Source organism: Mesorhizobium sp. B2-8-1 (assembly GCF_006440955.1).
In the GTDB taxonomy this organism is placed as follows: domain Bacteria; phylum Pseudomonadota; class Alphaproteobacteria; order Rhizobiales; family Rhizobiaceae; genus Mesorhizobium.
In genome coordinates, this window is the sequence record NZ_VFTX01000012.1 from 1 (window position 1) to 22,166 (window position 22,166).

At 63.3% G+C, this 22,166-nt stretch carries 21 protein-coding genes; 10 read left to right on the forward strand and 11 right to left on the reverse strand.

The features are described from left to right. Positions 1-393: 393 nt before the first annotated feature. The 3 genes from FJ428_RS25730 (at position 394) to FJ428_RS25740 (ending at position 2,966) form a co-directional block, all read left to right on the forward strand. Positions 394-618, forward strand: a complete 225-nt coding sequence (locus FJ428_RS25730; protein ID WP_140494336.1) for a hypothetical protein — start codon at positions 394-396, stop codon at positions 616-618. A gap of 185 nt (positions 619-803) precedes the next feature. Next, positions 804-1,592: a GGDEF domain-containing protein gene (locus FJ428_RS25735; protein WP_140494334.1), complete on the forward strand. Its 789-nt coding sequence runs from the start codon at positions 804-806 to the stop codon at positions 1,590-1,592. A gap of 153 nt (positions 1,593-1,745) precedes the next feature. After that, a complete protein-coding gene (locus FJ428_RS25740) occupies positions 1,746-2,966 on the forward strand; it encodes an anion transporter (protein ID WP_140561862.1) in 1,221 nt (406 codons plus the stop codon). A gap of 103 nt (positions 2,967-3,069) precedes the next feature. On the opposite strand, the gene FJ428_RS25745 is transcribed toward FJ428_RS25740, so the two are convergent. The 5 genes from FJ428_RS25745 to FJ428_RS25765 all read right to left on the reverse strand — a co-directional run bounded on the left by FJ428_RS25745 (position 3,070) and on the right by FJ428_RS25765 (position 7,271). After that, a complete protein-coding gene (locus FJ428_RS25745) occupies positions 3,070-3,390 on the reverse strand; it encodes a cupredoxin family copper-binding protein (protein WP_140521605.1) in 321 nt (106 codons plus the stop codon). Further along, positions 3,387-3,911, reverse strand: coding sequence for a DUF4142 domain-containing protein (locus tag FJ428_RS25750; RefSeq protein ID WP_140521607.1), 525 nt, complete (start codon positions 3,909-3,911; stop codon positions 3,387-3,389). Before FJ428_RS25750 ends, FJ428_RS25745 begins: the two co-directional genes overlap by 4 nt. A gap of 115 nt (positions 3,912-4,026) precedes the next feature. Next, positions 4,027-4,695, reverse strand: a complete 669-nt coding sequence (locus FJ428_RS25755; RefSeq protein ID WP_140521609.1) for an RNA polymerase sigma factor — start codon at positions 4,693-4,695, stop codon at positions 4,027-4,029. 90 nt (positions 4,696-4,785) lie between these two features. Next, positions 4,786-5,874 carry an HPP family protein gene (locus FJ428_RS25760; protein WP_140880457.1) on the reverse strand — a complete coding sequence of 363 codons (1,089 nt, stop codon included), beginning with the start codon at positions 5,872-5,874 and terminating at the stop codon, positions 4,786-4,788. Between the two features lie 212 nt (positions 5,875-6,086). Beyond that, a complete protein-coding gene (locus FJ428_RS25765) occupies positions 6,087-7,271 on the reverse strand; it encodes a cystathionine beta-lyase (protein ID WP_140880458.1) in 1,185 nt (394 codons plus the stop codon). Between the two features lie 593 nt (positions 7,272-7,864). On the opposite strand from FJ428_RS25765, the gene FJ428_RS25770 reads away from it, so the two are divergent. The 5 genes from FJ428_RS25770 to FJ428_RS25790 all read left to right on the forward strand — a co-directional run bounded on the left by FJ428_RS25770 (position 7,865) and on the right by FJ428_RS25790 (position 12,908). Further along, a complete protein-coding gene (locus FJ428_RS25770) occupies positions 7,865-8,893 on the forward strand; it encodes an amino acid ABC transporter substrate-binding protein (protein ID WP_140494320.1) in 1,029 nt (342 codons plus the stop codon). A gap of 65 nt (positions 8,894-8,958) precedes the next feature. After that, a complete protein-coding gene (locus FJ428_RS25775) occupies positions 8,959-10,146 on the forward strand; it encodes an amino acid ABC transporter permease (protein WP_140494318.1) in 1,188 nt (395 codons plus the stop codon). A 4-nt stretch (positions 10,147-10,150) separates the two neighbouring features. Next, a complete protein-coding gene (locus FJ428_RS25780; protein ID WP_140565096.1) occupies positions 10,151-11,308 on the forward strand; it encodes an amino acid ABC transporter permease in 1,158 nt (385 codons plus the stop codon). A gap of 15 nt (positions 11,309-11,323) precedes the next feature. Next, positions 11,324-12,127, forward strand: a complete 804-nt coding sequence (locus tag FJ428_RS25785) for an amino acid ABC transporter ATP-binding protein (RefSeq protein ID WP_140494315.1) — start codon at positions 11,324-11,326, stop codon at positions 12,125-12,127. A gap of 115 nt (positions 12,128-12,242) precedes the next feature. Beyond that, complete coding sequence (locus tag FJ428_RS25790; RefSeq protein WP_140880459.1) at positions 12,243-12,908, forward strand: TIGR02117 family protein; 666 nt, start codon at positions 12,243-12,245, stop codon at positions 12,906-12,908. A 30-nt stretch (positions 12,909-12,938) separates the two neighbouring features. Here FJ428_RS25790 and FJ428_RS25795 read toward each other — a convergent pair whose 3' ends face one another. Together FJ428_RS25795 and FJ428_RS25800 are read right to left on the reverse strand one after the other, a co-directional pair. Further along, complete coding sequence (locus FJ428_RS25795; RefSeq protein ID WP_140880460.1) at positions 12,939-14,162, reverse strand: FAD-dependent monooxygenase; 1,224 nt, start codon at positions 14,160-14,162, stop codon at positions 12,939-12,941. Positions 14,163-14,180: 18 nt separating this feature from the next. Next, positions 14,181-14,426 (reverse strand): zinc-finger domain-containing protein, encoded by a 246-nt coding sequence (locus FJ428_RS25800; protein ID WP_140494310.1) that lies wholly within the window; start codon positions 14,424-14,426, stop codon positions 14,181-14,183. Between the two features lie 200 nt (positions 14,427-14,626). Between FJ428_RS25800 and FJ428_RS25805 the strand changes: the two genes are divergently transcribed. Both FJ428_RS25805 and ppx read left to right on the forward strand, forming a co-directional pair. Beyond that, positions 14,627-16,819 (forward strand): RNA degradosome polyphosphate kinase, encoded by a 2,193-nt coding sequence (locus FJ428_RS25805; RefSeq protein WP_140494308.1) that lies wholly within the window; start codon positions 14,627-14,629, stop codon positions 16,817-16,819. Continuing rightward, positions 16,819-18,354 carry an exopolyphosphatase gene (ppx, locus tag FJ428_RS25810; protein ID WP_140880461.1) on the forward strand — a complete coding sequence of 512 codons (1,536 nt, stop codon included), beginning with the start codon at positions 16,819-16,821 and terminating at the stop codon, positions 18,352-18,354. Before FJ428_RS25805 ends, ppx begins: the two co-directional genes overlap by 1 nt. A 296-nt stretch (positions 18,355-18,650) precedes the next feature. Here ppx and FJ428_RS25815 read toward each other — a convergent pair whose 3' ends face one another. The 4 genes from FJ428_RS25815 to FJ428_RS25830 all read right to left on the reverse strand — a co-directional run bounded on the left by FJ428_RS25815 (position 18,651) and on the right by FJ428_RS25830 (position 22,141). Next, positions 18,651-19,055 carry a DoxX family protein gene (locus tag FJ428_RS25815; RefSeq protein WP_140494304.1) on the reverse strand — a complete coding sequence of 135 codons (405 nt, stop codon included), beginning with the start codon at positions 19,053-19,055 and terminating at the stop codon, positions 18,651-18,653. Positions 19,056-19,225: 170 nt separating this feature from the next. Then, a complete protein-coding gene (locus FJ428_RS25820; protein ID WP_140584479.1) occupies positions 19,226-19,648 on the reverse strand; it encodes a DoxX family protein in 423 nt (140 codons plus the stop codon). A 179-nt stretch (positions 19,649-19,827) separates the two neighbouring features. Beyond that, entirely contained in the window at positions 19,828-21,225 is a 1,398-nt protein-coding gene (fumC, locus tag FJ428_RS25825) for a class II fumarate hydratase (protein WP_140880462.1), read from the reverse strand. Between the two features lie 142 nt (positions 21,226-21,367). Next, positions 21,368-22,141, reverse strand: a complete 774-nt coding sequence (locus tag FJ428_RS25830) for an SDR family oxidoreductase (RefSeq protein WP_140880463.1) — start codon at positions 22,139-22,141, stop codon at positions 21,368-21,370. Positions 22,142-22,166: the final 25 nt, after the last annotated feature.

A 22,166-nucleotide genomic window follows, 5' to 3' on the forward strand; every position in this document is an offset into this window, starting at 1 on the left:
GCTCTTCCATGACGTTACACTCCTTCCAAGGCACCTTGCTCTCCTTGCAAAGGGCCGAAAGTGTAACCCATCTATCCAGAATGAACTGTCACCCATCTCTCGGGAAGGGCACAACGGCTTAGCTGCTCCGGACGTGAGAAATTTCAACGCGGGCAGGAATCCGGTCGGAACTTTTCATCCCTTCTCGTCTTCACGAATGCGCTTGCCGGCGCGACGGCGGCACGCCGCCGCCGCGGCGCCCTTTCCGTATTATTTCGTGACCTTGTCGCGCGGGAACCTTCGTAACGATCACGCGTTCGGGGCCTTGTATTCGCGGTCCCTCATAAAAGTAAGCATTCGGGCTGCGAATGGCGGGCAAAACAAGCATGGGTTGGGGAAGGAGAAAACCGCGTCATGTCGAAACGTGAAATTGGAACGTCGCCCGCCTTGGGGCGACGTATCGCCGAGCTCAAAGCCAAGATGCAAACCGCCCGGATTTCCGACCATGAGCTGAAGACCTTCCATAAGGTTGCCGCCATCATGGGAGCGGGCGAAGGCTCTCTAGGCCTGGATGCCGACGATCTGATCGCGGCATCCTTTGTTGCAGAGACGCTGGGCGAATCGGCGCCCAACGGCTGACGGCAGGACCCTCCTGTCGTAGGTCCGGATCGATCATCCGGACAAATCTTCGAGACGCAGGCCGGAGGCGGCCGCCGGTCCGGCGGCCGTAACCCTGCAACCTCTGCCGTCGAATTGGAGGGAAAGTCTTATCGTTTTGTTTGCGTTGGCGCGTCATAGTAGACGCGGCTAACGGAGTTGAAGAGATGAAGCTCGACCTGTCGCCGACGAGTTGGGGCAGGGTGATCGCCGTCACCGCCGCCGGCACGGCGTTCTTCATTGGCGTGGCGTTTTTCGTCGATTCGTTCAATTTCCCGTATCTTTCGCCCGAAGCTGTGTGGCGGGCTCAGCTGACCGACATTCTGTTGCCCCTGGTGCTGGGTGGATCGTTTCTCTTCTTCCTGATGTGGAAGATACGCCAGTTGGCCATTGCCCAGCGCGATCTCACCGTCGTTGCCGCCACCGACAGCCTGACGGCGGTGCTCAACCGCGGCGCTTTCTCCATGCTGGTCGAAGCCTATCTCGAACAGGTCCGCAAACAGGCGTCGGCCAATTCCGGTGCGCTGCTGATCATCGACGCCGATCACTTCAAATCGATCAATGACCGGCTTGGGCATGACTGCGGCGACCAGGCGCTCAAACTGATCGCGCAGACGATCAAGGATCAGCTCCGCGGCACCGACATCGTCGGCCGCATCGGCGGCGAGGAATTCGGCGTGTTTCTTCCCGGCGTCGATCCCTCGCAATCCTGGCTGGTTGCCGAAAGCATCCGCCGGCGAATTCGCGAGGTGGAATTTTCGCCGGGCGGCCGGTCCTGTCCGCTTTCCGTGAGCATTGGCGGTACCGCCTTTAACGGGCCGACCACCTATGAGGAGATATTCTCGGCAGCCGACAGGCGGCTCTATGCCGCCAAGTCAAATGGACGCGACCAGGTCAGTTTCGATCCGATGGTTTCCCAGCAAACGCCGCCAGCCGCGACAATCACGGTTCATTGAGGCGGATCCGGCCAGCCACCGGCGCCGAGGGCGCGTCGCTGGGGATTTCTGCAGCCATCACGCAGAAGGTATTTTCGCTTTGCGCGCCGCCCGCTAAAGGTGGTGGCCACAGCTCCGGCCGGGGCTGAATGCATCGGGCAGGGCCTTCTTCGCATGACATTGATGGGCGCGGCGGCACTGCTGATCCTGGTCCTGACCTATGCCGGCGTCGCCGTCGGCCGCATACCAGGCCTGCGCCTCGATCGGGCGGGGATCGCACTGCTCGGCGGGGCCGCGATGATAGCCATCGGGGCGATCAGCCTGGAGGATGCCTACCGCGCCATCAATTTCGACACCATCACGCTTTTGCTCGGCATGATGATCGTAGTGGCGCATCTGAAGGTCTCGGGCGCCTTTCGCGGCCTCGGTGCCATCGCGATCGAGCATGCGCATGCGCCGTTCATGCTTTTGGTTATGGTGACCCTGCTGACCGGCCTGCTGTCGGCCTTCCTGGTCAATGACGCCATCTGTCTTGTCATGGCGCCGATCGTCGTTCACGTCACCCGCGCCATCAAACGCAATCCGGTTCCTTACCTCATCGCGACCGCCACCGCGTCAAATTGCGGCAGTGTCGCCACCATCACCGGCAATCCGCAAAACATGGTCATCGGTGCGCTGTCGGGCATCTCCTATCCGGCCTTTTCAGCGGCTCTGGCTCCGGTTGCCCTGTTCGGTCTCGTCGCGGTCATCGCCATTGTTCGCATCGTCTACCGCACCGAATTCGCGCGCAACGGCGAATTGACGCCACAGGTCTCGCGCGGCCGCATGCATCGCCGCCAGGTGCTGAAAGCGGTGGTGGTTTGCATCGGACTGGCCGTTGCCTTCTTCGCCGGTGTGCCTGTCGCCAAGGCGGCGCTCATCGGCGGCGCCATCCTCCTGCTCACCCGCGCCATCAAACCAGAGCGCATCTATCGCGAAATCGACGGGCCATTGCTGTTCATGTTCGCCGGCCTGTTCATCGTGGTTGCCGGCGCCGAACGAACGCTGCTGACACCGGACATCGTCGCATCGGCCAAGAACCTCGGGCTGGACGACGTCTGGCGCCTGTCGGGCTTCACCGCGGTGCTCTCCAACATAATGAGCAACGTGCCGGCCGTGCTGGCGCTGCGGCCCTTCATCCCCGGCCTGGAAAACCCCGAGCGCGCCTGGCTGGTCGTCGCCATGAGCTCGACGCTGGCCGGCAATTTCACGCTCCTGGGCTCGGTCGCCAATCTGATCGTTGCCGAACAGGCGCGCGCCGCCGGCACGTCGCTGTCGTTCGGCGCTTTCTTCAAAGTCGGCCTGCCATTGACGCTGCTAACGCTGGCGGCTGGCACGGCATGGCTGGCGCTCTGATCCCTGGCGCGACTGTTCCGTGCTGAATTGCTCCGGAGTGACGGGTGCTCCGGAGTGACGGGGCTTGGTATTTGCGGCCAAGTCCCGCCACCGGCCCAGATTTTCAGGGCGCCACTACCAATCGGCCTTTCATGTTGGGATGGAAGCGGCAGAAATAATCAACCGCTCCCGCCGTCTTGAGGGTCAGTTTTCCCTTCGCCTTCGGCGGCATCATCACCTCCCAGCTGCCCTTCACCGTGGCCGTGTGGGCGAATGCGTCCTTGTTCACCCACTCGATCGTGTCGCCGACCCTGGCCTCGACGCTTGCGGGCGAGAAGACGAGCTTCTCGATCGTCACCTCGATCGTCGCGGCCGGCGCCGGGCCGGCGGCAAGCACCAGCGCCAGCCAGGCAAGGAGCGGTCGGATCAGCACGGCCGCTTTCATTTCAACATGCCGGCGACATGTTCGGCATGCTGCTCATGCCCCTGGAAGATTTTGAGGCCGGTTTCGAGCAGGCTCTTCAGCTCGGCATTGCTGGCCGACGGAATGAGCAGGGTTTCGAGCGCTCCATTGACCTGCTTGTGGTAGGCCACCTCGTTTTCGATATAGGCCTTGTCGAAGGCAGCCCCTTTCAGCTTGGCGAGCTTGGCATGTTCCTCTTTCGCCGCCTTGGTCAGCGCCTGGCTGGTGGCATTGTCTTCCGGCTTCACCTTGAGCTTCTTGAGCAGGTCGAGCGCCTGCTTGTTCACCGCTTCGTGGTCGCGCTCCATGTCCTTGGCGAAATCGACGACTTCCTTGTTCTTGGATTTCTTGATTGCCTGCTTGGCCGCCTCGATGTCGATCATGTCGGCTGTGTAGGCGATGTGGGCGATCTGCGGGTCGGTCGGCTTGTCGGCAGCTTGCGCGAATGGGGCAGCGCCAAGCAGCAAGAGGGCGGCAAACGCTGTGGTATGTCGGATAAGCATGGCATCTCCTTCGCCCGACAGGCTGGGCAGCGGGCTTCATCTGGGTTGACATTCATTGGATGAGGATGGCGCGGAAACGTTCCCGACAAATCGGCGAAAGATCTGGCCTTGAAGATCACCCGTCGAATCCGAGCCGTTTCATCACGGCCTGCGTCAGCCGCTCGCAGCGCCGGCCGGCGAAGGGAAAGGCGTCGAGCAGCACCGGCCCGATCTCGTCGTCCAGCGCCTTGCGCAGCAAAACGCGGGCGCGGTGCAGTCTCGTCTTGACGGTCTCGGGCCGCACGCCGAGCAGGTCGGCGGTCTCCTCGATGCTCAGCCCCTCGATGACGCGGGCCACGAAAACCGCGCGATAGGCGTCGGGCAGGCTGTCGGTCGCCCGCTCGACAAGCCCGAGGATCTGCCGCTGCGCCATCGTCCGCTCCGGATCGTCGCTTGGGTTGAGGGGAAACCGGATGATCTGCGCTTCCGGGTTTTCAGGCATGGCCACGGTTCGCCGTCCTTTGCGAAGCCGCCCGAGCGCCTCGTTGATGACGATGCGCGACAGCCAGGTGGAAAGCGAAGCATCGCCGCGATAGGTGCCGAGATTGGTAAAGGCCCTGACATAGGCCTCCTGCACGATGTCCTCGGCCTCGCCGTCGTTGCGCACCATGCCGCGCGCCAGTCGGTAGAGCCGCTGGTTGTTCAGCTTCATGATCTTGCGAAAGGCATCGCTGTCGCGGGCGAGTGCGCGGGCCACGAGCCGAAGCTCGTCCGTCGCTGTTGATGTTGCCGTCAGCGCGGGCATGTGTCCTCCATCGATCCTTGCACGAAAGATTGGATGCAGGTTTCGAAAAAAGGTTCCCGAAAAATCACGCCGGGCCGATCGCCTGGCTACCTATGCTAGCACTTTGGCCGGCTCCGTGCCGGTGTTTTGCATCCGCGCCGTCGCGGCCAGCAGATCGGTCTGCGTGATCAGCCCGAGGATGTGGTTTTTATCGTCGACGATGATGACGGCGTGGCTGCGCCCGTCGGTCAGCACTGGCAGCAGCGCCATGGCGTTCGAGCCGGCAGTTGCGGTTGCCGCCGGCGAGATCACGGTTCCGACCGTGCCGGCCGCCAGCGTCAGTTCCCGCAAGCCCACGGTTCCGGCCAGCCTTGCCTCGGCATCCACCACCGGCAAGGTGCGTATGTTGTGGTCAAGCAGCAATTGGCGCGCAGCGGCGGCTGGCGTGTGCTCGTCCACCGAGATGACGTCGCGCGACATGATGTCTTCGCACCGCAACGTCGCATGCTCGCGCACCATGGCCTGCAATTCGACCTGCCGCAGCAGCCGGTCGAGATCGCCCCGGTCGATGTCGAAGGTCTCGTCGAGCGCTCCAAGCGCGGCATCGATGTCCTCGGAGCGAAAACCGACACGCAATTGCGCCGGCGGGTCGATGGTGCCGTGGCTGTTTACCGGCGCCGGGGCCGGCACGTGCGGGTAGTTGCGCCGGGCCAGCTTGTGGAAGCTGTAGCCAAGCGCCACCAGCAGCATCGAATTGACCGCCACCGGCACGAAGGGAAACAGGAAGCCGGCGCTGATCACGGCTGGACCGCCGAACACCGCGGTCAATGCCGCCGCACCCCCGGGTGGATGCAGGCAGCGCGTGAACGACATTGCGGCGATCGCCAACGCTACCGCAATACCGGTGGCGAGCACCGGCTGGTGCACGAATTGCACCACGATCACGCCGACAAGCGCCGAGATCGTGTTGCCGCCGATGATCGACCAGGGCTGCGCCAGCGGGCTGGCGGGCACCGCGAACAACAGCACCGCCGATGCTCCCATTGGCGCCACCAGCAGCGGCACATGTGGCCCGCTACCCAGTGTGAGTCCGCTGATCGCGCCAGTCAGCGCAATGCCGATCATCGCACCGACGCAGGCGATGATGCGTTCGCGCAGCGTCGCGCCGGCAAGAATGGGAACAAAGAGGCGGAACGCCATGGGCAGGCTCTTGGTGCGGTGGCTGGGGAATGATTTCCGCTGCCGCAATGAAGCGGAAGCCGGCAATTTGGAAGTCAAACAAATCCGCAAAACTGCGGATGGGGAGAATAATATTGCCGACATGGCCGGACCGGGGCGCCGCGTGCGGCCCCCGTTTGCTCAATCGCGTCAAGGCCTTGCGGGCGTTGCTGGTATCGGTCCGAGAGGTCGCGTCAGGCCGCTGCGGCGGCGGTGAGCCCGCGAAGAATATCGGTCATGAGGTCCTCGACATCCTCGAGGCCGATCTGGAGACGAATCAACGGCCCTTCATAGGGGCCCTTGGCAACGACGCGGTCGCCGAGCCAGACCGGCACGGCAAGGCTCTCGTAACCGCCCCAGGAGTAGCCGAGACCGAAGATCCGCAATGCGTCGAGGAACGCGTGCTGCTGGTTCTGGCCGCCGCCGGCAAGCACGATGGAGAAGATGCCGCTGGAGCCGGAAAAGTCACGCTTCCACAGCGCGTGGTCGGGATGGCTGGGAAGGCCAGGGTGGAGCACGCGCGCCACGCCCTTCTGGCCCTCCAGCCATGCCGCGATGGCGAGCGCGCTGCGCTGATGGTGATCGAGGCGCACCCCCATGGTGCGCAAGCCGCGCAGCACCTGGTAGACGTCGTCGGGTCCGGCGCAGCAGCCAAGCGTGCAGAAGCTTTCATACAGCTGTTTCCAGCAGGCCTCGGTGGCCGACACCGTACCCAGCAGCACGTCCGAATGACCGGCGGGATATTTCGTCGCCGCATGGATCGAGATGTCGACGCCATGGTCGAGCGGACGGAAATAAAGCGGCGTCGCCCAGGTATTGTCCATCATGACGATGGCACCGGCGGCGTGCGCGGCCTTCGCGATGGCTGGTATGTCCTGCACCTCGAACGTGTTTGAGGCCGGCGATTCCGTGAACACCACCTTGGTGTTCGGCTTGATCAAGGCGGCGATGCCCGCGCCGATGCCGGGAGCATAATACTCGACCTCGACGCCGAGCCGCTTCAGCATCGTGTCGGCGAAGTTGCGCGTCGGATGATAGACGCTGTCGACGATCAGCAGGTGGTCGCCCGCCGAAACGAAGGCAAGCAGCGGCACCGTCACCGCCGCCAGGCCCGACGGGACCACGATCGTGCCGAACGACCCCTCCAGCGCGTCTATGGCCTGGGCCAAGGCGTCGGTGGTCGGTGTGCCGCGCGTGCCGTAGGTGTATTTCTGGTCCCGTCCAGCCATCGAGGCGGCATTGCGGAACAGCACCGTGGAGGCGTGCACGACAGGCGGATTGACGAAGCCGAAATAGTCGTGCGGGTTGTTGCCCGAATGGGCAAGCCGCGTGTTGATGCCTATTTTGCCAGTCACCGGTTCGTTGCCGTCTTTTGCCATTCGTCGTCGCCTTTTTTGGTAAGCCGCTAGCCATAGTGCGGCGACATGGACCGCGCAACAGCCGGCTTTCGCCAGGACCCCGACTTCGAATGTGCCAATTGCCGAGCCGCCGCAGGCCGACTGCAAGCGGCAGTGCCGGCGGCCAGAAAGCCCGCCGCCGGCAGCGGCATGCGTTGCCTAATAGCGCAAAGCGCACCTTCACCATGACCCAGACCAGCCAGAGGGCGCAGACATCGGCACGCAACCGGCCGGCAGAGCACAGTAACGCAGAGTAATCCCGGCGGATGGACTTTTTGCGGACAGAGCGCAGCCTGTCGTAGGGCGAGCTTCGCCGGCTTTATTCGCGCTTCTGACTAAATTGCGGGCGCGTTTGTCTGCGATTCAGGCAATTGCGGCAAACGATTTTCAAACCCATCTGAATTCGGTCATTTTCCTTGACCTCACAGGAATTATCGCCTTCGATGCTGTTCGTGAATGGGAGGCGGCGCGTCGACTGCGATGCGGAGTTCCGGAAATGGGCCGGAACGAAAAGCTGCGTTCACGCGGGAAAAAAAGATCAGGTTTGCCTGAAAACAGAAAAGGGTCTGTGGGTCATGAAACACATTGCAATCGGCATCCTTGGAGCCGCCGCGCTTGGAGCCGTGGCTTCAACGGCTTCAGCCACCACGCTCGACACGGTCAAGCAGAAGGGCTTCATCCAGTGCGGCGTCTCGACGGGTCTGGCCGGCTTCTCCGCGCCGGACGACAAGGGTGACTGGCAAGGCATCGATGCCGATTTCTGCCGCGCCGTGGCGGCCGCCGTCTTCGGTGACGGCTCCAAGGTCAAGTTCACGCCGCTCAGCGCCAAGGAGCGCTTCACCGCGCTGCAGTCGGGCGAGATCGACATCCTGTCGCGCAACACCACCTGGACCATTAACCGCGACACGGCACTTGGCCTGAACTTCATCGGCACCACCTACTATGACGGCCAGGGCTTCATGATCAACGCCAAGAAGCTGCCGGGCGTCAATTCGGCGCTTCAGCTGTCCGGCGCCGCCGTCTGCGTGCAGAGCGGCACCACCACCGAGCTCAACCTCGCCGACTACTTTAAGGCGAACAAGATGGAGTACAATCCGGTCGTTTTCGAGAAGCTCGAAGAGGTCAACGCAGCCTATGACGCCGGCCGCTGCGACGTCTACACCACAGACCAGTCGGGCCTTTACGGCATCCGCCTGACGCTGGGTGCGCCGGCCGATCACGTCGTGCTGCCGGAGATCATCTCCAAGGAGCCGCTCGGACCGGCGGTGCGCCAGGGCGACGACCAGTGGTACCATATCGTCAAGTGGACCTATTTCGCGCTGCTCGACGCCGAGGAACTCGGCATCACCAAGGCCAATGTCGACGAGATGAAGAACTCGGCCAGCCCTGAGATCAAGCGCGTGCTTGGCCAGGAAGCCGACACCAAGATCGGCACCGATCTCGGCGTCTCCAACGACTGGGTCGTCAACATCGTCAAGGCGGTCGGCAATTACGGCGAAATGTTCGATCGCAATGTCGGCTCGGGCAGCCCGCTGAAGATCGCCCGCGGCATCAACGCGCTGTGGACCAAGGGCGGCCTGCAATACGCTCCGCCGATCCGCTGATCGAAATGTGATCCGGAAGGCAGATGGTTCTGCCTTCCGGTTTCTCTTTCACAGGGGACGGTGATATGGCATCGCAGGAAGTCCTTCGCGAGGACACAAGTCGCGGCTCCTTTATCAACGACCCGAAAGTCCGCAGTCTCTTCTTCCAGACACTGGTCGTCGTCGTTCTGTTCGGCTCTGTCTGGTGGATCGTGCAGAACGTCATCGACAATCTGCAGCGTCTTCACATCGCCTCCGGTTTCGGCTTTCTCAGGGGCCGCGCCGGATTCGACATCTCGGACACGCCGATCGCCTACACGTCCGATTCGACCTACGGTCGCGCCATCATTGTCGGCCTGATCAACACCATCATCGTCGCCGTGGCCGGCATCGTCACCGCGACCATTATCGGCTTCGTCATCGGCATCGGCCGGCTGTCGCAGAATTGGCTGATCCGCAAGATCTGCACGGTCTATGTCGAGATCTTCCGCAACATCCCGCCGCTGCTGGTCATCTTCTTCTGGTATTCGGGCGTGCTGGCCGTGTTGCCGCCGCCGCGCGAGAGCTATAACCTGCCTTTCGGTTCCTTCCTCAACCAGCGCGGTTTCTATTTCCCGCGCGCCGTCTGGGGCGAGGGCTCATGGCTGATCTTCGTGGCGCTCATCGTGGGTATCGCCATGGCCTGGTTCGTCGCCCGCAAGGCGCGCCAGCGGCAGATGGCGACGGGTCAGCAGTTTCCCGTGTTCTGGACGTCCGTCGCGCTGATCGTCGGCCTGCCGCTGCTCGCCTATGCGCTGAGCGGCTTTCCGCTGAGCTTCGATTTTCCGAAACAATCGACCTTCAACCTGACCGGCGGCTTCCAGGTCAAGCCGGAGTTCCTGTCGCTCTATCTGGCGCTGTCCTGCTACACGGCGGCCTTCATCGCCGAGATCGTGCGGGCCGGCATCAGGGGTGTCAGCAAGGGCCAGACCGAGGCCGCCGCCGCACTTGGCCTGCGCTCGGGATCGATCCTGCGGCTGGTCGTGGTGCCGCAGGCCATGCGCATCGTCATCCCGCCGTTGACCAGCCAGTATCTCAACCTGACCAAGAACTCTTCGCTGGCCATCGCCATCGGCTATCCGGACCTGACGGCGACCGCCGGCACGGTGCTCAACCAGACCGGCCAGGCGGTCGAGGGCGTGCTGATCATGATGATCGCCTATCTCATACTCAGCCTGGTGACCTCGGCCGTGATGAACGTGGTCAATGCCAGAATGGCGTTGGTGGAAAGGTAGGGCCATGCAGGAACACGACATGTCCTGGGTGCGCACCGAAATGGCCCTGGCGGAGGCGGCGCCGATCAGCGAGCGTGGCCTGTATGCCTGGGTCCGCAAGAACCTCGTCGGTTCGGTCGGCGACACCATCCTCACCATACTCGGCATCATCATCGTCGCCTGGGTCCTGCCGCAGGTCATCAACTGGGCCTTCATCAATGCCCAGTGGACCGGGCCGGACCGGACCGTCTGCGCGACAGTGGCGCAGGGCGGCATCCAGCCCGATGGCTGGAGCGGCGCCTGCTGGGCCTTCGTCAACGCCAAGTTCGGCCAGTTCATGTTCGGCACCTATCCGGTCGAGGAGCGCTGGCGGCCGATCCTGGTCGCCATCCTGTTCGCGGCGCTGCTGGTGCCGATGCTGGTCCCCAGCGTGCCGCGCAAGGGCCTGAACGCCATCCTGCTTTTCCTCGTGCTGCCGATCGTCGCCTTCTTCCTTCTGGTCGGCGGCGTGTTCGGCCTGCCGCATGTCGAGACGTCGCGGTGGGGCGGACTGCTGATCACGCTCAGCCTCTCCTTCGTCGGCATCGCCGTGTCGCTGCCGCTGGGCACCGTGCTGGCGCTCGGCCGGCGCTCCAAGATGCCGATCGTCAAGATGCTGTGCATCATCTTCATTGAAGCTGTGCGCGGCATCCCGCTGATCACAGTGCTGTTCTTCGTCAGCGTCATGCTGCCGCTTTTCCTGCCCGCCGGCGTCACCTTCGACAAGTATCTGAGGGCATTGATCGGCGTGTCGCTGTTTGCCGCCGCCTATATGGCGGAAGTGGTGCGCGGCGGCCTGCAGGCGATCCCCAAGGGCCAATATGAGGGCGCCGATTCGCTCGGCCTCGGCTATTGGCAGAAGATGGGACTGATCGTGCTGCCGCAGGCGCTGAAGCTGGTCATTCCCGGCATCGTCAACACCTTCATCGGTATGTTCAAGGACACCAGCCTGGTCCTCATCATTTCGATGTTCGACCTGCTCGGCGTGGTCAAGCAGAACTTCTCGGACGCCAACTGGGCGACACCGCAGACCGCGAAATCCGGTCTCGTGTTCGCCGCCTTCGTGTTTTGGCTGTTCTGCTTCGGCATGTCGCGCTATTCAATGTATACGGAACGCCGGCTCGACACCGGTTACAAACGATAAAAAGGGGATTGGTTCATGGCCACCGAAAACGCCGTCAGCGCGGAAGAGATCAAGGTCAATGCCGCGAAGATGCACATCTCGACAACCGATGTCGCCATCGACATCATCGCCATGCACAAATGGTATGGCGAGTTCCATGTGCTGAAGGACATCAACCTCAAGGTGATGCGCGGCGAGCGCATCGTCATCTGCGGCCCGTCCGGCTCCGGCAAGTCCACCATGATCCGCTGCATCAACCGGCTCGAAGAACACCAGAAGGGCAAGATCTTCGTCGACGGCAAGGAATTGACCAACGATCTCAAAAAAATTGACGAGGTGCGCCGAGAGGTCGGCATGGTGTTCCAGCACTTCAACCTGTTTCCCCACCTGACCATCCTGGAGAACTGCACGCTGGCGCCGATCTGGGTGCGCAAGACGCCGAAGAAACAGGCCGAGGAGATGGCCATGCATTTCCTCAAGCGCGTCAAGATCCCCGAGCAGGCCAACAAATATCCGGGCCAGCTCTCCGGCGGCCAGCAGCAGCGCGTGGCGATCGCCCGTTCGCTGTGCATGAACCCGCGCATCATGCTGTTCGATGAGCCGACCTCGGCACTCGACCCGGAAATGATCAAGGAAGTGCTGGAGACCATGGTTAGCCTTGCCGAGGAAGGCATGACCATGCTGTGCGTCACCCACGAGATGGGCTTTGCGCGGAAAGTCGCCAACCGGGTGATCTTCATGGATCAGGGCCAGATCGTCGAGCAGAACACGCCGGCCGAGTTCTTCGATCACCCGCGCCACGAGCGCACGAAGCTGTTCCTGTCGCAGATATTGCACTGAGCGCTGCTTCGTCGAAATGGAAGGAGCCCGGCCGCGCCACGGTCGGGCTTTTTCACATTTGGCCGATCGGATCGTTTCGATTGAAACGTGATGGAACCGGAAGAACTATGCCCGGATGAGAAAACGCCTTCGTTTCCTGGCCATGCTGGTTGCCGCGGTGGTGCTGGTCGCGGCACTCGGCACGCTGGTGCCGCGGCCACTCTGGCCGGCTGCCGCGGCCGGCGAGGGCGCCAGGCACATTCTGGTGCTGAGCAATCCGATCCACACCGACATCGCCATTCCCGTCGATGACGGCGTGCGCCGGCGCTTTCGCTTCCTCGCCGCTGCCGGCCAGCCTTCCGACGCGCCCGAGGTGCGCTACATCGTCTTCGGCTGGGGCGGCCGCGCCTTCTACCTGGAGACGCCGACCTGGTCGCAGCTGAAGGCGATGCCCGTATTCAAGGCCCTGACGCTTGACGCTTCAGTGATGCATGTCGAGGTCGCCGGCGATATCTACGGACCCGATGTCGCCGGCTTCGACATCCCGGAAGACCGCTTTGCGGCATTGCTCGACTTCATCGATGCGAGTTTTCAGCAAGGACCAGGCGGGCCGATCGTCATCGCCAGGGCCGCCTATTCCGATTTCGACCGCTTCTATGAGGCGAACGGCCATTTCAATGCGCTGGCCGGCTGCAACACCTGGACGGCCGCCGCCTTGCGAACCGCCGGCCTGCGGACCGGTTGGTGGAACCCGCTGCCGGTCTCGCTTGGGTGGTCGTTGAAGCTGTATAATGGTAGGTAGCGCAGATAACGCCAACGCCTCGTTCGAGTTCTAGGCCCGCCACCCATAAAGCCAGTCCAAATCCGCGGCGAGCTTCTTCGGCGCCCGCATTTTCAGGAAAAGGTTGCGCGCCAATGCCACCGGACCCCAGGCATGCCAGGCAAGGCGGTTGAGGGCGCCGCGACGTGCCACTCTCACGACGCGCGGCCGGCGCAGGCCTTCCCAGATTTGAAGACTTCCGGCCAGGTCGGCAGGGGAGGCGGCCATGACGTCGGCAAGCGTGGCGGCATCCTCGATGGCCATCGCGGCGCCCTGTGCCGCGAACGGCGTCATGGCATGCGCCGCGTCGCCGACCAGCGCGATGCGGCCCGACCTTACCCATGGCTGCTTCTGATCGACCGTATGGATCGGCCAGGCCGCCCACGGGCCGGCCAACTCCGCAAGCCTTGCCAGCGCCGGCGCGGTGCGGCGCATGGCGCCGGCCAGGATTGCGGGATCGGCATGGCCGGACCAGCCTTCGGCGATACGCTCGCCCTTGGTGAAAGCGACGAGATTGATGGCGCTGCCCTTGCTGACGGGATAGGCGACCATGTGAAAGCCGGGATGCAGGAAGGTGGTGACGCAGTCCGGCGCACCGATCTCTGCAAAAGCTTGCCCGGCAGGACTGTCTGCGCTGACGGTTGCCCGCCAGGCCAGTTCGCCGGAGAAGTGGCTTTTCGCAAGCCTGTTTTTCCTTCCTTGGTCGGCAAGTCCGCGCATCGACGACCAGACGCCATCGGCGCCGACCAGAAGGAAACCTTCCGCCGCGACGAGCCTGCCACCCACATCGGCTGCCGCAGTGACGCCTGAACTGCTGATCGTGACGCTGCCAAGGCGCGCACCAGTAGTGAGATGAACATCGGGCATGGCAGCCACGCGCGCCATCAGCGCGTTTTGCAGGTCCGCTCGATGCGCCACGAGGTAGGGCGCACCCCAGCGCGCCTCGCCGGCTCGTCCAAAAGGTACGCGCGCCAGTTCGCCCAAGGTTGCCGCATCCTTCAGCACCACGGCTTCCGGCCTGACGGCATTGGGAAGAAGTGCGTCGAGTACGCCGAGCTCACGCAGGATGCGTGTCGCGTTGGGCGAAAGCTGGATGCCGGCGCCCGCCGCTTCGAGGCGCTGCGCCTGTTCGAAGATCCGCACTGTATAGCCCCGCTCGGCGAAAGCCAACGCCGCGGTCAGCCCGGCAATACCCGCCCCGGCGATGATGACTTGCCGGGACTGTGCGTCTGCCATTGGCCGGGCCGCTGGAAGTCAGGCGGCCTGGTCGATGTAGAGGCAGCCGGCCGGCAGCGTTTCCATCGCCGTCAGCTTCGGCGAATAGCGGTAGAGCGTCGAGCAGTAGGGGCAGACCTTCTCATTGTCGTCGCCCATATCGAGAAACACATGCGGATGGTCGAAAGGCGGGTTGGCGCCGGTGCACATGAATTCCTTGACTCCGATATCGATCGCCGGATGGCCCGCATCGTTCTGGAAATGGGGAATGGAACCGCCTGCCATCGTCGTCTCCTTTAGCGCAGTCTGCTCAGCGTTTGGATCATAACCGGCCTGTTTGCAAGTTCGATGAAATGAAACTGTCGCAAAAGCCTGTCAGAGGATAAGTTAAGCCGGTTAACCGGCTGGAGCATCGCGGCCAGGCGCAACAGCCTGGGCGCCGCCCGAAAGCGGCGAAGCAACCAGACGTGGGAAGAGCAGGAACCATGAACGAACTGAAGCCGGTCCAGAGCGAGTTCATCAATGCGGAAGCGGCAAGCCCGGAAGGCAATCCGGATCGTTTCGTCAATCGCGAGTTCTCCTGGTTGCAGTTCAACCGCCGCGTGCTCGAGGAATCGCAGAACACAAACCATCCGCTGCTGGAGAGGGTACGTTTCCTGTCGATCTCCGCGGCCAATCTCGATGAGTTCTTCATGGTGCGCGTCGCCGGCCTGGCCGGCCAGGTTCGCGAAGGCATCGTGTTGAGAAGTCCGGACGGGCGTACCCCCGAACAGCAGCTCGAACAGCTGCTGCGCGAGGTCGAACGGTTGCAGGAAGACCAGCAGAAAAGCCTTTCGGCGCTGACCGTGCTGCTCAACAAGGAAGGCATCGAGAGCATCACCCGCGACGCGCTGACCAAGGACGAGAAGGCCTGGCTGGAGGAGCACTTCCAGGACCAGGTGTTTCCTGTTCTCACGCCATTGTCGATCGACCCGGCGCATCCGTTCCCGTTTATCCCCAATCTCGGCTTCTCGATGGCGCTGCAGCTTCGCCATCGCAAGAACGGCGAGGAGATGAGCGCGCTCTTGCGCCTGCCGGTGGCGCTGAAGCGTTTCATCCGTTTGCCGGACCGCAAGCACCATGTCCGCTTCATCCCGCTGGAAGAGGCGGTCGGCCTTTACATCGGCAAGTTGTTCCCGGGTTACGAGGTCAAGGGCTCCGGCACGTTCCGCATCATTCGCGACAGCGACATCGAGGTCGAGGAGGAATCGGAAGATCTCGTGCGCCTGTTCGAGACCGCGCTAAAGCGCCGCCGCCGCGGCTCCGTCATTCGCATCGAGTTCGACATGCTCATGCCGGCCGAACTGCGCGAATTCGTCGCCGGCGAACTCGGCGTTTCGTCGAGCCGCATCAGCGTCCTGACCGGCCCGCTGGCGCTCAGCCAGATTTCGGAGATCGTCGCCGTTGCCCGCGACGACCTCAAATTCACGCCCTACAATCCGCGTTTCCCCGAGCGCATCCGCGAGCATGGCGGCGATTGCTTCGCCGCTATCCGCGAGAAGGACATCATCGTCCACCACCCCTACGAATCCTTCGACGTGGTGGTGCAGTTCCTGCGCCAGGCGATGGCCGACCCGGAAGTGGTGGCGATCAAGCAGACGCTTTACCGAACCTCCAACGACAGCCCGATCGTGCGTGCGCTGGTCGACGCCGCCGAGGCCGGCAAGTCGGTGACGGCACTGGTCGAGCTCAAGGCTCGCTTCGACGAGGAGGCCAACATCCGCTGGGCGCGCGACCTCGAGCGCGCCGGCGTCCAGGTCGTGTTCGGCTTCCTCGAGCTCAAGACCCACGCCAAGATGTCGCTGGTGGTGCGGCGCGAGGACGGCAAGCTGCGCAATTATGTGCATCTGGGCACCGGCAATTACCATCCGGTGACCGCGCGCATCTACACCGACCTGTCCTTCTTCACCACCGATGCAACGATCGCACGCGATGTCGCCCAGCTTTTCAACTTCATCACCGGCTATGCCGAGCCGACCGCCGAAATGCGGCTGGCGATCTCGCCCTTCACGCTGAGGAACCGTATCCTGCAGCACATTTCCGATGAGGTCGCCCACGCACTCGAGGGACGGCCGGCACGCATCTGGATGAAGATGAACGCCCTTGTCGATCCGATCATCATCGACGCGCTCTACGACGCCAGCCGAGCGGGCGTCGAGATCGACCTCGTCGTGCGCGGCATATGCTGCCTGCGGCCGCAGGTGCCGGGCCTGTCGGAAAACATCAGGGTCAAGTCGATCGTCGGCCGTTTCCTCGAGCACAGCCGCATCTATTGCTTCGGCAATGGCCACGGCCTGCCGTCGGACGAGGCGGTGGTCTACATCTCCTCGGCCGACCTCATGCCGCGCAATCTCGACCGTCGCGTCGAGACCATGGTGCCGATCACCAACCCGACTGTGCATGAACAGGTGCTGGGCCAGATCATGCTCGGCAACATCATGGACAATCAGCAAAGTTTCGACGTATTGGCTGATGGAACCTCCCGGCGCGTCGTGCTCGAGGAGGGCGAGGAGCCGTTCAACGCGCAGGAATATTTCATGACCAATCCGAGCCTGTCGGGACGGGGTGATGCGCTGAAATCGCATGCGCCGAAGCGGATCGCGCAATTCAAGCGCCGCAAGAAAAACGCCGCCGCCTGATGCTGTCCGATTCCCAGGGCCGGCTGCAGGATCGCCGACCGCTGTCCATCATCGACATCGGCTCGAATTCGATCCGCCTTGTCGTCTATGAGGGGCTGGCGCGCTCGCCGACCATGCTGTTCAACGAAAAGATGCTGGCGGGCCTCGGCCGCGGCATCGTGTCGACGGGGAAGCTCGACCCCGAGGGCGTGACACGGTCGATGGAGGAGTTCCGCCGCTTCCGCGCGCTCTCCGACCAGGCCGGTGCCGAGCACATGTACGTGCTGGCGACCGCCGCCGCGCGCGAGGCCGTCAACGGCCCCGATTTCATCCACCGCGCCGAAGACGTGCTCAAGACCGAGATCCGCGTGATCAGCGGCCGCGAGGAAGCCTATTATTCCGCGCTCGGCGTCATCTGCGGCTTTCATCCGGCCAACGGTATCGCGGGTGACCTCGGCGGCGGCAGCCTTGAACTGGTCGACGTCAATGGCGAAGCGATCGGCGACGGCATAACGTTGCCGCTGGGCGGCCTGCGCCTCCAGGATATGGCCAAGAACTCCCTCACGCAGGCAGCGAAAATCGTGCGCGACGAGCTGGGGCGGGCGAAGCTGCTCAAAGGCGGGCAAGGCAGGCCTTTCTATGCCGTCGGCGGCACCTGGCGAAATCTCGCCCGGCTGCACATGGAGATGACCAACTATCCGCTTGGCGTCATGCACCACTACGAGATCGGCGTCGAAAGTGCCGCCAATTTCCTGCGGCAAGTGGCGAAAGGCGAGATCGAGAAGATCAAAGGCATCGAGGGCGTTTCGAAGAACCGCCGCTCGCTCCTGCCTTACGGTGCCATCGTGCTGCAGGAGATCATGGCGGCGATGCAGCCGTCGAAGATCATCGTCTCGGCGCTCGGCGTGCGCGAAGGCTTCCTCTATTCGCTGCTCGACCAGGCCGAGCAGAAGGCCGATCCGCTGATCTCGGCATCGGAGGAACTCGCCCGGCTGCGCTCGCGCTCGGTCACCCATGCGCATGAACTCGTCGACTGGACGGCCAAGACCTTTGCCGCTTTCGGCATCGACGAGACCGAGGACGAGGCGCGCTACCGCCACGCGGCGGCATTGCTGGCCGACATCGGTTGGCGCGCGCATCCCGAATATCGCGGCAAGCAATCGCTCAACATCATCGCCCACGCCTCCTTTTTCGGCGTGGACCACCCTGGCCGCGCCTATCTGGCGATGGCCAACGCCTATCGGCACGACGGCATCTTCAACGAAGCCATCGCGCCCGAGATCAAGGCGCTGGCGACACCGCGCTATCTGGAGCGGGCGCGGGTGCTGGCGGCATCGATGCGCGTCGTCTACCTGCTGACCGCCTCGATGCCCGGCGTCATGCCAAGGCTGAAATGGGAGCAGCGCGGCAATAGCGTGCTGGCGCTGGTCTTGCCGGCATCTCTGGCAGATCTCTATGGCGAGCGGCCGGCCGGGCGCTTGGCGCAACTGGCGCGAATTACCGGCCGCCGCCTGGTGCTGGCGGTCGAGGGCGGACCGAGCGTTTCGGTGAAATAGGTACGGCCAACTCCATCGCGCCACTTGTTCAGCGGCTTCGCGTTTGAAGACCGGCTTCCCCCACTCCGTCTTGGCTTCGCCAAGCCACCTCTCCCCCGTCCGGAGGGAGAGGAGGGGCGCCAAGATTGGCGAACGCGAGCCCTTCCTCTACCCCGTCGATCGGGGAAGAGGTGTCGAGCGCAGCTCGACGGGGGGGGGTCGACTTGGCTCGGGCGTCGACTTGGCTCGGGCATTGAGAGTTCAACCCGGGGCATATGTCTGGTTGGTTCCGGGCCTGCCCTTGGATTTAGGCGATATCAAACCGCAGCCCGCCCGTCGACCGACCAGGCGCCGGCGCCGGCCATGGCGAGCGCCAGAAAGCCGCCCGATATCGCGATGTCCTTCATCAGCATCTGCTGGTGCAGGAAGGCAAGCGTCGCATCATCGGCGCCCTGGCCGTAATGGCCGATGAAGCCGGCAACGATGCAGAAGGCGGCCAAAAGCAGAGCCACGATCCGGGTCTGGAAGCCGATGAGTATCAGCAGGCCGGCGATCAGCTCGAACAGGCCCGTGCCCCACGCGGCGAGCCCCGGGAGCGGCAGGCCAAGGCCGGCGAAATAGCCCGATGTGCCGGCAATGTCGGCGAGCGCATGGAAGCCTGACGGTACGAACAGCGCGGCAAGCAGCAGCCGCGAAGCCAGAAGCAGTGCGTTGCGAGGCATGGTCACCTCCGTTGTCGTTTGGCCGGTTTGGGCCTTTACCCACCCGGACCGATAGATCCTACCACCGATGCCCCGGCAAATCCGGGCGCTGAATTGAGGCTTCTGCACCGACAACGAAACAGTGGCGCGGAAAATTCCGCGCCACTGCTGTCAAGACGGGGGAGGGAAGTTCAGCCGCGCTTGGCGTCGACCGAATAGGCGCCGGCGCCTGAGGAAGCCAGCACGAGGAAGCCGCCGGTGATCGCCAGGTTCTTCATGAAGTTGATCATCTGCATCTGGTCGGCCCAGCCGGTGTGGGCGACCAGGGCCGTGGCGACGGTGAAGATCGCCAGCACCCAGGCGGCAATCCGGGTCTGGAAGCCGACGAGAATGGCCAGACCGCCGAGCAGTTCGATGAGGCCGACGACGATGGCCGTCACGGTCGGCAAGGGCAGGCCGAGGCCGCCGAAATAGGCCGCGGTGCCGGAAAGGGCGCTGAGCTTGCCGAAACCGGAAAGCAGGAAAATGACCGCGAGCAGGATGCGGCCGAGCAGGATCGTGACAGAACTGTTGGACGCGGTGCCGGCGCCGGCGAAGGAAGTGTTGGTGGACATGGTGGCTCTCCGAATGGGGTTGATCGCCCATCAGATAGACCATGCTGACTGTTCACCAAAGCCGCCTGTCTGGCGACACATTGTTCACAGGACATACGTTTCCGTGAACCGGTGAAAAACGGAAATTCGTGCCGGTCGATGCGGTGGCGGGAGCATATTTTCCCGCCGAAAAAGTGCCTTCAGCCAGGATGGGTCATATCTTCCGGCCGCACGATCCGATCGTAATCGGCTTCGCTGACCAGCCCGGTGGCCAGCGCTTCCTCGCGCAGCGTGGTACCGTTCTTGTGCGCGGTCTTGGCGATCTTGGCAGCGTTGTCGTAGCCGATGGTGGGCGCAAGCGCCGTCACCAGCATCAGCGAGCGGTCGAGGGCCGCCTTGATGTTGTCTTCGCGCGCCTCGATGCCGACGACGCAATTGTCGGTGAAGGAGACCGAAGCGTCGGCGAGCAACTGCACCGACTGCAGGAAGTTGTAGGCCATCAGCGGGTTATAAACGTTGAGCTCGAAATGGCCCTGGCTGCCGGCGAAGGTGAGGGCTGCATTGTTACCGAACACCTGCACGCAGACCTGGGTCATCGCTTCGCACTGCGTCGGGTTGACCTTGCCCGGCATGATCGAGGAACCCGGCTCATTTTCCGGCAACGACAATTCGCCAAGGCCGGAACGCGGGCCGGAACCGAGGAAGCGGATGTCGTTGGCGATCTTGAACAGCGCTGCGGCAGCGGCGTTGATGGCGCCATGTGAGAACACCATGGAATCATGGGCTGCCAGCGCCTCGAACTTGTTCGGGGCAGTGACGAAGGCGATGCCGGTGATGGCGGCGATGCGGTCGGCCACCCGCTCGGCGAAGCCGACGGGCGCGTTGAGGCCGGTGCCGACGGCGGTGCCGCCCTGCGCCAGTTCCTGCAGGCCGGGCAACGTCAGCTCGATGCGCTTGATCGACGAAGCGACCTGCGCGGCGTAGCCCGAGAATTCCTGGCCCAGCGTAAGCGGGGTGGCGTCCTGCGTGTGGGTGCGGCCGATCTTGATGATATGGTTGAACTCTCTGCTCTTGGCGGCGAGCGCCTTATGCAGGTGCTTCAGCGCCGGCAACAGGTCATGCACGATGCGCTCGGCGCAGGCGATGTGCATGGCGGTCGGGTAGGTGTCGTTCGACGACTGGCTCATATTGATGTGGTCGTTCGGGTGCACCGGCTTCTTGGAGCCCATGACGCCGCCCAGCATCTCGATCGCCCGGTTGGAGATCACCTCGTTGGCGTTCATGTTGGATTGCGTACCCGAGCCGGTCTGCCAGACCACCAGCGGGAAATGGTCGTTGAGCTTGCCGTCGATGACTTCTTGAGAGGCTTCGACGATCGCCTTGCCGATCGCCGGATCGAGCCGCTTCAGCTCCATATTGGCTTCCGCCGCCGCCCGCTTGACGATGCCGAGCGCGCGCACGACGGATGCCGGCTGCTTTTCCCAACCGATCTTGAAATTGCCGAGCGAACGCTGCGCCTGCGCCCCCCAATAGCGGTCGGCGGCGACCTCGATGGCACCGAACGTATCGGTTTCGGTTCTGGTCTTGGCAGCGCTCACGGCAAGTCTCCGGTCTGTCGATTTGGGCAACGGCGTATCGCGTTGCACAAAACGCATCAAGCGGAGATTGCGGGCGGTGAAGATGCAAATCGGTTGAAGACGGAGCCAATCTCCCCGCTCGCGGAGAGATCGGCTGTCCCGCTCATCCGGCCGTGTACCCGCCATCCACCGCGAAAATCCCGCCGCTGGTCCATGCCGCCTCGTCGCTGGCGAGATAAACCGCGATGCCGGCGAGATCCTCAGGGCGGCCGATGCGGCCAAGCGGGTAGCTGCGCTCGACATAGGCCTCGAGCTCAACCTTTGCCTGCGCCGGCAGATTGTCGATGGTCCTGCGCCGCATGGCGGTGTCGACCGTGCCGGGCGCAATGGCGTTGACCCTGATGCCACGCGGACCGAGCTCGAAGGCGAGTGACTTGGTCAGCGAATTCAGTGCGCCCTTCGACAGGGAATAGAGGCTCGACGGCCGGTTGGGGATCATCTTACTGGCGAAGTAGGAGGAGATGTTGATCACCGATGCGCCGACCGGGAGATGCGGCAACAGCCCTTGCGTGAGGAAGAACGTGGCCGCCACATTGAGCGCGAAGGATTGCTGGAATTGGTCAATGCTGACAGTCTCGAACGGCACGAGATAGGCGACACCGGCATTGTTGACGAGGATGTCGAGCGGCCGGCCGGATTCTTTCACAAGCTCGACAGCCGCCGCGACGCCGGGGCTGGTGGCGAGGTCGGCCGACAGCGTTTCGACGGCACCGTTCGGATGGGAAGCCGTGAGTGTTTCGCGGGCCGCCTCGAGTTTTCCGATGTCGCGCCCGATGATCAGGACCTCGGCACCCTCACGCAAGAAGGCGTCCGCTATGGCAAGGCCGATGCCGTCCGAACCGCCGGTCACCAGCGCGCGTTTGCCGGAAAGTCTCATTGAACGCTCCAAGCCTGTTTGGTGA